At 40.9% G+C, this 12,370-nt stretch carries 9 protein-coding genes; 8 read left to right on the top strand and 1 reads right to left on the bottom strand.

What is annotated here, in order from left to right; translation table 11 throughout:
* The first annotated feature begins 3 nt into the window (after window positions 1-3).
* The 8 genes from ACWIB3_RS00555 to ACWIB3_RS00590 all read left to right on the top strand — a co-directional run bounded on the left by ACWIB3_RS00555 (window position 4) and on the right by ACWIB3_RS00590 (window position 11,578).
* Complete coding sequence (locus ACWIB3_RS00555) at window positions 4-1,866, top strand: RagB/SusD family nutrient uptake outer membrane protein (RefSeq protein WP_454290636.1); 1,863 nt, start codon at window positions 4-6, stop codon at window positions 1,864-1,866.
* A 54-nt stretch (window positions 1,867-1,920) separates the two neighbouring features.
* On the top strand, window positions 1,921-3,750 hold the full coding sequence (locus ACWIB3_RS00560) for an outer membrane protein assembly factor BamB family protein (protein WP_454290637.1): 1,830 nt from the start codon (window positions 1,921-1,923) through the stop codon (window positions 3,748-3,750).
* A gap of 10 nt (window positions 3,751-3,760) precedes the next feature.
* Window positions 3,761-5,548, top strand: a complete 1,788-nt coding sequence (locus ACWIB3_RS00565) for a glycoside hydrolase family 9 protein (RefSeq protein ID WP_454290638.1) — start codon at window positions 3,761-3,763, stop codon at window positions 5,546-5,548.
* Window positions 5,549-5,634: 86 nt separating this feature from the next.
* Window positions 5,635-6,228, top strand: coding sequence for a polysaccharide deacetylase family protein (locus ACWIB3_RS00570; protein ID WP_454290822.1), 594 nt, complete (start codon window positions 5,635-5,637; stop codon window positions 6,226-6,228).
* A gap of 73 nt (window positions 6,229-6,301) precedes the next feature.
* Window positions 6,302-7,126 carry an N-acetylmuramic acid 6-phosphate etherase gene (murQ, locus tag ACWIB3_RS00575; protein WP_454290823.1) on the top strand — a complete coding sequence of 275 codons (825 nt, stop codon included), beginning with the start codon at window positions 6,302-6,304 and terminating at the stop codon, window positions 7,124-7,126.
* 15 nt (window positions 7,127-7,141) lie between these two features.
* Window positions 7,142-8,653 (top strand): sodium:solute symporter, encoded by a 1,512-nt coding sequence (locus tag ACWIB3_RS00580; RefSeq protein WP_454290639.1) that lies wholly within the window; start codon window positions 7,142-7,144, stop codon window positions 8,651-8,653.
* Window positions 8,654-8,721: 68 nt separating this feature from the next.
* Window positions 8,722-9,537 (top strand): purine-nucleoside phosphorylase, encoded by an 816-nt coding sequence (locus ACWIB3_RS00585; RefSeq protein WP_185212984.1) that lies wholly within the window; start codon window positions 8,722-8,724, stop codon window positions 9,535-9,537.
* A 58-nt stretch (window positions 9,538-9,595) separates the two neighbouring features.
* On the top strand, window positions 9,596-11,578 hold the full coding sequence (locus ACWIB3_RS00590; protein WP_254526597.1) for a putative porin: 1,983 nt from the start codon (window positions 9,596-9,598) through the stop codon (window positions 11,576-11,578).
* Window positions 11,579-11,818: 240 nt separating this feature from the next.
* On the opposite strand, the gene ACWIB3_RS00595 is transcribed toward ACWIB3_RS00590, so the two are convergent.
* On the bottom strand, window positions 11,819-12,181 hold the full coding sequence (locus tag ACWIB3_RS00595; protein WP_454290640.1) for a hypothetical protein: 363 nt from the start codon (window positions 12,179-12,181) through the stop codon (window positions 11,819-11,821).
* Window positions 12,182-12,370 lie beyond the last annotated feature (189 nt).

Raw genomic sequence — 12,370 nt, forward strand, 5'->3', positions numbered from 1 at the left:
ACAATGAAAAAATTATCATATTTATTTTTAGGTTCAGCCCTGTTTTTCAGCAGCTGTAATACCCTGCTAGATAGACCGGAGTTAAACGCCATGGTGGACTCAGAGCCTACCTACTGGAGAAATGAAAATGACCTACGTCTTTTTGCAAATGACTTTTATACCAGCTTCTTCGTTGGCTATAACTCCAGCTTCGGGACAGCTTATACTCCGCTAACAGGATATAACTTTTCCGATGATTTAACGTCAGAGAACCAACAGTTAGCCTTGCTGTCCAGTCTTCCGACTGATCCTGGCGGTTCGGCAAGTACTTTGGTAGCATCTTTACGTGCTGAGCACCCAGGTCCAAACTGGAACTTCGTATGGATCAGAAAAGCCAACTTGATGTTGAACCGTATCGAGAACTTAGCAAAACCAAAGTTGACAGAAGACGAATACAAGCACTGGTCTTCAGTTGCTCGTTTCTTTAGAGCTTATGAATATAGCCGTTTGGTTAGTAATTTCGGTGATGTTCCATATTATGGCGATATCGTTGACCCGACTAATTTGGACGAACAATACAAAGATCGTACGCCTCGTGCTGAGGTAATGGACCATGTATATGAAGACTTCAAATATGTATTGGCAAACATGCGTGATAATGATGGAGTAAGCAATCTGAATAGATACGTAGCAGCCACTTTGATGTCCAACATGATGTTATTTGAAGGTTCTTGGCAACATTACCACAACTTGGATAAAACTAGAGCAAAGAAATACTTGGAACTAGCTCGTGATGCCGCGCAATACGTAATGGAATCAGGTAAATTTACCTTTGGTTCTGATTTCAAGAGCTTATTCGCATCGGAAAGCTTAGCAGGAAACCCTGAGGTTATTTTCTTCAGAACCTATGATGATGCTTTGGCAATCAGACATGCGGTAGCTTCTTATAGTAACGGTACAGAAAACCAACCACGTTCAGCAAACTTGAACTTGATCGAAGCATTCATCTGTAACGATGGCAAGACTTACCAAAACTCTGGAGTAGCCAATGCTAAAAACTTCAGATTAAAAGAATTGGTAAAAACACGTGACCCTCGTTTCGAAGCTACTTTTATGGATACGGTAAACTCTCCAGCTGTTGGTACCTTAGTTTATGCCCATAAATTTGCGGGTAGAGAGGCTTTAGATTTCTTGAACTCTGGAAAAGCATATCCTGCTAAATGGAGTTCAAACACCAATACCAATGATGCACCAATAGCTCGTTACGCTGAGGTGGTGTTAAACTGGGTAGAGGCAAAACAGATCTTAGCTGAGAACTATGGTGGAGCTGCGGTTTCTCAAGCTGACTTGGATAAATCCATCAATGCCATCCGTAAAAGACCATTGGATGCAGTTGCTGTAGCTAAAGGAGTTAAACAAACAGAACCTTTGATGCTTGGTGCTATTCCTGCAGATCCTAATAAAGATGCTGATGTATCTCCACTAATGTGGGAAATCCGTCGCGAGCGTCGTATGGAATTTGTATTCGAATATGCACGTATCCAAGATATCCGCCGTTGGAAAAAACTAGAAAACCTTAACTTTAATGATGATTCCTATAAATTGGGTTCATGGGTTATCGGTGTGAAAGATTTCGGCGACAAGAGTAATCCTGGAAAAATCTTAAACGCTTTCGTAAAAAGATTACAGGTTAAAAAAGCGGATGGTACCATCGTAACTTATGATGGAAGCAATGATGCTGAAATGGAGGGTTACTATGTGGTTAGAAATTTCACTAACCGTCTACCTGTCCTACCTAAAAACTACCTTTCTCCAGTAAGTATCGGGTTGATCCAAGCTTACCAAGACCAAGGTTATACTTTGACCCAAACACCGGGTTGGAATTAATGAAAATTTTAAGCAAAAGGTCAAGCAATTGACCTTTTGCTCTATATTTATGCTATGAGAAGACTATTATTTTTGCTGTTCCTATTGCCATTAAACCTATTTTCTCAGACTTTCAGATTTGCTCAAGTAACCGATACACATGTTGGTGGTGCTACAGGAGCTGATGATTTACGCAGAACGGTTCTGGACTTAAATCAGCAGCAAGGCATCGACTTCGTGATCCTGTCGGGTGATGTTACTGAGTTTGGTTCCGATGAGGAACTGGCCTTGGCAAAGCAGATTTTGGACAGCCTGAACTTACCGCTATATGTCATTCCAGGAAACCATGACAGCAACTGGTCGGAAAGTGGAGCGAACTCTTTCCGAAAGGTTTTTGGTGCGGAAACTTTCTTTTTCGAACACAAAGGAGTACAGTTTATTGGGACTACCTCTGGGCCTAATATGCGCATGAGCCCAGGTCAAGTACCTAGGGAAAACCTGGTCTGGATGGACTCGATCTTTAAGGCTCATCCTGATCAAGATAAACCCTTGATCGCCATCAACCATTATCCTTTAGATTCTTCCTTGAACAACTGGTATGAAAATATCGATCGCATCAAGACCAAAAATGTACAATTGGCGCTTTGTGGTCATGGCCACATCAATAAACTGTATGATTGGGAAGGAATCCCTGGTGTAATGGCCAGATCTAATCTGCGTGCAAAGGATGCCGTGGGTGGATATAATATTATCACGGTTTCTTCCGACTCGGTATTTTTCAGGGTCAGAAGACCTCTGATGATTACCGAAGACTATTGGTTAAAACTCCCGCTTAAACGCGTCTCTCCTGACGCTGCTCAAGGCGTAAAAAGACCAAACTACGCATTGAATGCAAACAGCCAAGCGAAAGTGCTTTGGGAATATGAAGACCATGGTGATATCGGTGCCGGTATTACGGCCGATAAAAAATGGATGTACACTGCCAATACGGTAGGTGAGGTTTATGCATTGGATCTGAAAACAGGAAAAAAGCAATGGACCTTCAAAACTGCTGGAAAAGTATATTCTACCCCGGCAGTACATAAAGGAGTGGTAGTGGTCGGTTCATCAGACCATTTTATTTATGGCATAAATGCCAAAACTGGAAAAGAACTTTGGAAACTGCAGGCTGATAAAGCAGTGCTTGGTTCCCCAGTGGTAAAAAATGGAAAAGCCTATATCGGCGCATCAGATGGAATCTTCCGTTGTATAGATGTGAAAACCGGAAAGTTAATCTGGAGCTTAAATGAGGTGCAAGGCTATGTTTCGACTTTGCCAACCTTAGCTGATAATAAAGTAATTTTTGGAAGTTGGAAAAACGGTTTCTATGCGCTAGATCAAAAGACAGGTCAGTTAGTTTGGAAATGGGACAACGGCCATACCAATAGGATGTTTTCTGCGGCAGCCTGTTATCCAGTAGTGGAAAACAATCGTGTTTTCATCGTCGCTCCGGACCGCTTTATGACAGCGATCGATCTAAAGACTGGCCAAACCATTTGGCGTGAAAAGAAAGATGAATACCGTGTAAGGGAGTCGATGGGAATGTCAAAAGATAGAAAGCTAGTCCTGGCAAAGACCATGGACGGAGAATTGATCGGAGTGCGGGTTACTGCCGATAAAATGGAGGTAAATTGGAAGGCCGAAATAAAATTACCATATGAATTAGCTCCAACTGCAATTTATACCAATTCAAAATATATATTTGTACCTAGCGACAAGGGATTATTGTCTGCTGTTGAACCTAAAACCGGAAAAACAGCTTGGCAATACAAGATTTCCAATGGTATGATCAATCCGCCACTCGTGCTGAAAGACAGAGTTGTTGTCAGTACTATGGACGGAAAAATCGTAATGCTAACCTACTAAACCGAGAATAATGAATAGAGTACTTTCCTTGTTTATTTTCCTTCTTTGTGCTTTTCAGGCCTTTTCACAAGAGAATTCCTGGATCAGGATAAACCAATTAGGCTATCTTCCTGATAATAAAAAAGTAGCTGTATGGGTAACTAAAGGAGATAAAGGGATCAAGAAATTTAGTTTAATCGATAAAAACAATAATAAAGCCATTTTTACGGCCAAGACAGGTAAACAATTTGGCCAATATGGACCCTTCCAATTAGGTTACAGGTTGGATTTCAGTAAGTTCAACAAAAATGGCGAATATTACCTACTGGCCGATGATGGTACAAAGTCTCCAAGTTTTAAGATCAATGCAGATGTCTATAAAGGTACCGCCGATTTTACCTTGAGGTACATGCGTCAGCAAAGGACGCTATTTAATCCATTCCTTCAAGATTCTTGCCATACTCATGATGGGTTTACCATGTATGCCAGTTCCGTTGGTATGCCTGATAGCACTCGTGTAGAAGTGGCGGGCGGATGGCATGATGCTTCTGATTATTTGCAGTATGCCACCACATCGGCAAATGCTACCTATCATTTATTGGCAGCTTATCGCGATTTTCCATCCGTATTTACCGATGAGAAACAAGCAAACGGACTGGATGGTAAAAACGGAATTGCTGATGTTTTGGATGAAGCTATCTGGGGATTGGATTGGTTGGTGAAAATGCATCCCAAACCCAATATCATGTTCAACCAGATTGCAGATGACCGTGATCATACTGCCATGCGCTTGCCGGGCCAAGACTCAGTTTATGGAAGAGGCCATGAAAGACCGGTATATTTTATCGATGGTAATCCGCAGCAAAGAGGAAAATTCATGAACAATACCACTGGGACCAGTTCCACTGCTGCAAAATTCGTTAGTGCCTTTGGCCTTGGTCATCAATTGTTAAAAGATCAGAACGCTGATTATGCTTCACTCTTAAAGGAAAAGGCAGGAACAGCTTATCAATATGCCTACATCAAACCAGGGGTAACCCAGACGGTGTCGGTTAAGTCTCCATATATCTATGCCGAAGATAACTGGGTCGATGATATGGAATTGGCTGAGGCGACCATGTTCAATTTGAGCCAAGACCAAGAACATATCCAAAAAGCAATAGAATTTGCTAGACAGGAAAAAGTTACTCCTTGGATGGTTCGCGATACTGCTAACCACTATCAATATTATCCTTTCATAAACCTAGGACATTTTGAATTGGCAAAATCAGCAGAAGGAAAGGTGAAGAAAGAAGCCCTAGGCTATTATAAGGAAGGTATCAAGGAAGTAAATGCTCGTGCTAAGGACAACATGTTCTATCGCGGAGTTCCTTTTATTTGGTGCAGTAACAATTTGACCACCTCATTTGCTATCCAATGCTTATGGTATCGTGAAGCTTCTGGGGACAAGCAATTCCAAGAATTAGAACAAGCTAATATAGATTGGTTATTCGGGGTAAATCCTTGGGGTACCAGTATGGTTTATGGATTACCTGCTCATGGTGACACACCAACCGAGCCACATTCATCGTTTACTTATTTACACAACTACCCAATTGATGGGGGATTAGTTGATGGACCGGTATATTCAGCGATCTATAATAATCTGATCGGGATTCAGTTGTACAAGCCGGATGTATATGCTCCATTCCAAAGTGATTTGGTGGTTTACCATGATGATTTTGGTGATTATAGCACGAATGAACCAACCATGGATGGTACGGCTTCCTTGATTTATCTGTTGTCTGCAAAAGAATACGAGTCAAAAAAAAAAGAATAACTGATTCACAAGGCGCCATCATCAGGGGCGATACCAGTAAAAGGCAGATAAGTCTGATTTTTACTGGCGATGAATTTAGGGAAGGACTGCAAACAGTTGCAAAAACACTCGAAAAAGAAAAAGTAAAAGGAAGCTTCTTTGTTACAGGAAGATTTCTGGAAGATCAGAAATCGGCAAAGTTGCTGAACAAGTTATATCGCAAAGGGCATTATGTAGGTCCGCATTCTGATCAACATCTGTTGTATGCACCTTGGGAGAATAGAGACAGCCTTTTGCTGTCTAAAGCGGAGTTTGTCAGCGATTTACAGGCTAACTTAGATAAGCTCCATGCTATTGGTATCACGAAGATGGACAAATTTGTCGCTCCTTATGAATGGTACAATAAGCAAATTGCAGCCTGGACGAAGGAATTAGGCATGGACCTGTATAATTTTACTCCAGGTTTAAGAACAGCGGCAGATTACACCTATCCTGAAATGGGTCCGCGGTACCTGTCCTCAGAAGCGATTCTGAAACAATTGACTGAGTATGAACAGAGCAAGGGATTGAATGGGTTCCAGATTATTGTCCATCTCGGCACTGATCCTAAAAGAGAAGATAAATTATTTAATCAATTAGAAAGGTTAATTGATTTATTGAAGAATAAAAATTATAAATTCGTCCCACTCGACGAGATATAAAATTAACATGCGTGTTTTTGCGTTTTTTAGCAAAAAGTCGCATATTTACGAAAAGTTATTGAATGTATTGCAAATGCTGAAGGCTATGATCAACACAACGGAGAAAGATTCCAACTATCAAGACCTAGATAAGATGTCGGTTCTTGAGATCCTGACTAATATTAATAATGAAGATAAAACAGTGCCGTTGGCAGTTGAAAAGGTAATTCCTCAAATTGATGTCCTAGTGAAGGTCGTTGCTGACCGCATGAAGGCTGGTGGGCGATTGTTCTATATCGGCGCCGGTACTTCGGGTCGCTTGGGTATCTTGGATGCATCTGAATGTCCTCCTACTTATGGTGTGCCCTTTGATTGGGTAATCGGATTGATCGCTGGTGGCGATACGGCTATCCGTAAAGCAGTGGAGTTCGCTGAGGATGATGTTGAACAAGCTTGGAAAGATTTGGAAGAATATGCAATCAATGAAAACGACTTTGTCCTTGGTATCGCCGCTTCTGGAACTACTCCATATGTGATTGGCGGACTTGATAAAGCGAATGAATTAGGAATTGCAACCGGCTGTTTGGTTTGTAATGGAAACTCACCGATTGCCGCTCGTGCCAAATATCCTATTGAAGTAATCGTGGGTCCTGAATTCGTTACAGGTTCTACGCGTATGAAAGCTGGAACTGCTCAAAAACTTGTTTTGAACATGATCAGTACCGCTGTCATGATCCAATTAGGAAGAGTAAAAGGAAATAAAATGGTAGATATGCAGCTCTCTAACCATAAATTGGTTGGCAGAGGGGTCCGTATGGTAATGGCTGAAACCGGAACTGACGAGGAGACTGCAACTGCATTGATCGAAGAATTCGGAAATGTTCGAAAAGCTATCGATAATTTTAACCTTAATAAATAAAATTTAGATCTACCTATGTCACCAATTATCCTGCTAACTTTTATTGTGGTTTATTTTGGACTTCTTTTGGCTGTAGCTTATTTTACATCCAGGAATTCCTCAGATAACTCCACGTTCTTTGTCGCAAACAGAAATGCCAAATGGTACATGGTTGCCTTTGGTATGATCGGTACTGCCCTATCAGGGGTTACCTTTATTTCAGTTCCCGGTGATGTGGGCAATACGCCTGCAGGCCTGAGCGACCCTAATAATTTCAGTTATTTTCAGTTTGTCCTAGGCAATGCCATTGGCTTCATTATCATTGCCTACGTCTTGCTACCGCTTTATTATCGCATGAACCTGACTTCCATCTATACTTATCTGGAAGAACGTTTAGGTCACAAGAGTTATAAAGCAGGAGCAATGATCTTTTTGATCTCTAGGACTATTGGATCTGCATTTAGATTGTACCTTGTTGCCATCGTTTTGCAACGCTATATTTTCGATGCTTGGAATGTACCATTCATCTTAACTGTGGCAGTTTGTTTAATCCTTATTTGGTTGTATACCAATAAGGGTGGATTAAAAACGATCATCATTACCGATACTTTACAGACGACTTTCTTGTTATTGGCCGTAGTTCTGTCGATTTATTTTATGGCAGACGGCTTAGGCTGGACCGTTACAGAGGCATTTGAAAAGGTTAAAGAAAGTACCTATTCTAAAGTATTCATTTGGGAGAACCTATTGGGCGATCCTAGAAATATCTGGAAACATGTGATCGGTGGTATCTTCGTGACTATTGCCATGACAGGCCTTGACCAGGATCTAATGCAGAAAAACCTGAGCATGAAAACCATCAAAGAAGCTCAGACCAACATGATGACTTTTACTGGTATCTTCGTGGTGATCAATCTGTTCTTCTTAGCGGTGGGTGCATTGTTGTATTTCTATGCTGATGCAAACGGAATCAATATCGCTGATCTGGGTAAGTCGGACTATCTGTATCCAGAGATTGCTTTGAGACACTTGTCCATCGTACCGGGAATTATCTTTATGATGGGATTGACTGCTGCAACTTTTGCTACGACAGATTCAGCCTTGACGGCCTTGACCACTTCTTATTGTGTAGATTTCTTGAACTTCAATAAAAAAGAAAACCCGAATGATCCCAAATTGATCAAACAACGTAACTATGTGCACTTTGCGTTCTCTATCGTTATGCTATTGGTTATTTTGTTATTCCATGTCATCAACGATGAGTCGGTTGTATCAGCTATATTTAAGATTGCAGGCTACACTTATGGTCCATTGTTAGGTTTGTTCTCATTTGGTATCCTGACCAAGATGCGTGTCAAAGATAACCTTGTTCCTTACATCTGTGTCGTTTCACCAATTCTGATGTACTTGTTGACGACCTACCTATTACCATTGACCGAATATAAAATCGGCTTCGAGCTGATCGTATATAATGGCTTAACTACTTTTATCTTGTTATGGTTAACTTCCCCAGGGAAAGTTATTAAACCAATGACAGCTGTAAAGTAAGCCTACTCCTTTGATTTGTGTGTGCAAAAAAATAACAGTAAGTTTGATTAACTAGTTTTTTTGCACACATGTATCAAATGATTGAAGAATCTATCCAATCTATCCGTCGTAAAATCGGCGATTTCACCCCAGAATTCGGAATTATCTTAGGCACAGGCCTTGGAAAACTTGTAGAGGAAATTGAAGTGGAATTTCAGATGATGTATTCCAATATTCCCAATTTCCCAATCTCTACCGTTGAATTTCATACCGGAAAATTGATCTTTGGAACCCTCAATGGGCGTAAGGTGGTAGCCATGCAAGGTAGACTCCATTATTATGAAGGTTACAGCATGCAGGAAATCACTTTCCCTGTTCGCGTAATGAAAGGCTTAGGGATCCAAAAATTATTCGTATCCAATGCTTCAGGTTCCTTGAACCCTGATATCCGAAAAGGTGATATCGGTATTATTGAAGATCATATCAACTTACTTCCCGATAATCCATTACGGGGAACGAACGATGAGGACCTGGGGCCCCGTTTCCCTGACATGAGCCAGCCTTATAATTTCCAGATGATCGAACAAGGCATGGAGATCGCCAATAATCTAGGTTTCAGAACCCATAAAGTGGTGTATGTCTCCGCTCCGGGACCAAATCTTGAAACCCGTGCCGAATACCGCTACATGCGTATTATCGGAGGAGATATCGTCGGAATGAGTACGGTTCCTGAAGTGATTGTTGCCAATCATATGGGCTTACCTGTTTTTGCCATCTCCGTAGTGACAGATGAAGGTTTCCATCCGAATCTAAGACCGGTATCGCTTCAGGAAATAGTGGAAGTGGCCGCAAAGGCAGAACCAAAAATGACAAGTATTTTAAAAGAATTGATCGCATTGCAATAATTTTGGTTTTTTGCGCTATTTTTGAGGGCATAAATTTTGTACCGTTCCTGATTTGAGTATGCTAAGAAGGTTATTGTTTGTATTGTTGTTGTTTAGCCTTGTTCCTAAACTATACGCCCAGACTGAAGAGGAGTTCAGTTCTGCATTGGATTCTGCGCGTAATGCAGAGGATAATAAGAAAGATTCAGTCATCTTCACGGCTAAATACGTAAGGTTTACTAACCTGAAAACAATGAAGCGGGGAACAAAGACCTTTCAGATCGATACTTCCCATGTCAATTTCCAATATTACAATAAACAGAACCTTCCTTGGGATCCTTCAATCAACCTAGGGTCCTATGGTTTGGCGACTCGAGACTTGTTGTTCAATCCGAACAAGACCATTGGTTTTCAATCCGGCTATCATGCCATGGAACGATATATCCTGCATCCGGATTCTGTCCAATATTACCGTGCTCGTGCTCGTTATTCAGAATTATATGCTGTAGGTTTCTTCTTTGATGATCAGGTTTTCCGAGCTAAATTGGCGCAGAATATTAATCCCCACCTGAATATTGGTGCGGAATACCATGCTACCAATACCGACGGATTTTATAATAACCAACAATATAGTGACCGAAAAGGGGCTGTATTTGCCTGGTACGAATCGCCTAGCAAGAGGTACAACCTCCTTTCAAACTTTACGTTCAACACCTTAGACGCGACCGAGAACGGTTCGGTAAGGAACGATACCTTATTCAGGGATACTTCCAGCAATACTTCGCCATCTCGTTATCCCGTGAAATTGGATGGGATACAGTCAAACCGCCCTTATAATAAATGGAAAGATCTGGGCTTCTTTATCAGGCAATCCTATTTTATGGGAAGGATCGACACGGTCAGTGGCAATGGTCCAGACGCCGAAATCCATCCAACGAATGTTATTGCCCATAACTCCAGTATCAGACAGCAGAAGTTTATCTTCTTCAAGAATCAGGCGGACCTCTATAATGCCCTACCTTTCAACAATCTGGTAAGGGTAGAGGACACAACAAAAATTACAACCATTTCGAACGATTTTACCTATAGTTTCTATCTCCGAGGGAAAAGCCTCAAGAATGAAGCTAAGGTCGAACTGGGCTTCCAAAATGACCTGATATGGTATGCAGACAGTGTGTTGAATAAGTTTTACCAGAACTCCATGGTAAAGGGAGCTGTCGGCTATAAGTTTTCCGATAAAGTTGACGTCAATTTTACCGCCAACCAAATTGTGGTAGGCCGAAACTTTGGGGATTTCCTTTATGAGGCCTATGCCGACATACATTTGAACGAAACCTTAGGAAAATTAAGGATCGGTGCCTATTCCCAGAATAAATCGCCCGAAATGATATTCCAAAATGCCAACCTTTCTTACCATTCCTGGAAAGAGGAAGACCTTAATCTGAATAAGATCAAGACCCAAAACCTTTCCTTTCAATACGCAAATGATAAGTTGGGATTCAACGGAAAGCTGGAGTATTTCTTGATCAATAACTATACTTATTTTCAGGAAGTTCCAAATCCTGACAATAATATATTGGGTGCGAGGAATATCCTGCCTACCCAAGAGGGAAACCTTAATCTCTTGAAACTGACCGTCGGCCAGAATTTCAAGTTCCGTAGGTTCCACTTAGATAACCGCGTGGTTTACCAAAAGTCCGATGCGATGGACATCCTGGCGACGCCAGAGCTGTACACATGGCACAGTTTCTACTATGCGAACAAGCTGTACAATGTCATGGACTTTAGATTGGGTATGGATGTACGTTTCAATACCCCATTCCGTACACCTTCTTATTCCATCAACTCCGGACAGTTCTATAATGACAACGTAGGGATCGAGTTCTCAACTTACCCTATCGCCGATCTTTGGTTCACTGGAAACATCGATCGTGTCAATCTTTTCTTAAGCTATAACTTCGTCAACCAACATGTGTACCCTAATGGGTATTACAGCGTAAGACGTTATCCTATGGCGCCTGCAAACCTAAGGTTTGGGGTATCATGGAAGTTCTATGATTAGTGGTTTTTAGTATTTAGTAGAGAGTATTTAGTATTTAGACTTGGTGAAAATTCTTGCCAGGGAGGGGAGTTTTTGTGTGGATTACAGGTGAAATCTTGTAAAGGTGCGTAGTTTTTTGTGAGGATTTTTGGCGATGGGCTTTGAGTATTATTCGAGGCATGTTCGGGACATATTGCGAAAATTCCGAATGTGTCTCGAATGAGGTCAGGATTATTGCTGTGAGGATTTTTTGATTATGGTCTAATCACAAGCCATGGTGTTGAATTCAATCTGTAATTGGGTTGACCCTTTTTCGTCAACGGTTAGCCATTGATAGTTTTTAAGGGAATATGCATTGCCCCCATCAATTGAAACCCATTCATCTATACCTTTTGCGCCGTTTTTTAAGTCGCCTCTCGTCGTAAGGCCTATTGGAGCTAGATATTTTCTGTCATGTACCAGGACTTTGCATTTAGAGCTTTTAATTGCTTCTGATGCTTGGACACTAGAATAAAATTTAGCTTTTGTTAGTGCAGGTAAAGCAGAGCTTATTTTTGAAGGAGACATTGAAGTTGCACATGAGGTTATTAAAATAATAATACCCATTACTAATAGGTTTTTCATATTGAGATTTTTTGAGGTTGTAAATATAACGTTTTAAAATCTTAAAAAATCCTATTGGTTTAATAATTAATAAATAGGAAATAATAATTATCAAAACATAGGTTTATAGCATTTTTGATTCTGAACGATCAGTAAAGAATATGTACGTTTCTTCTCTATATGGGCGTGTCATTCTGTACGGAAGGTACA

This window comes from Sphingobacterium sp. NPDC055431, assembly GCF_053644255.1.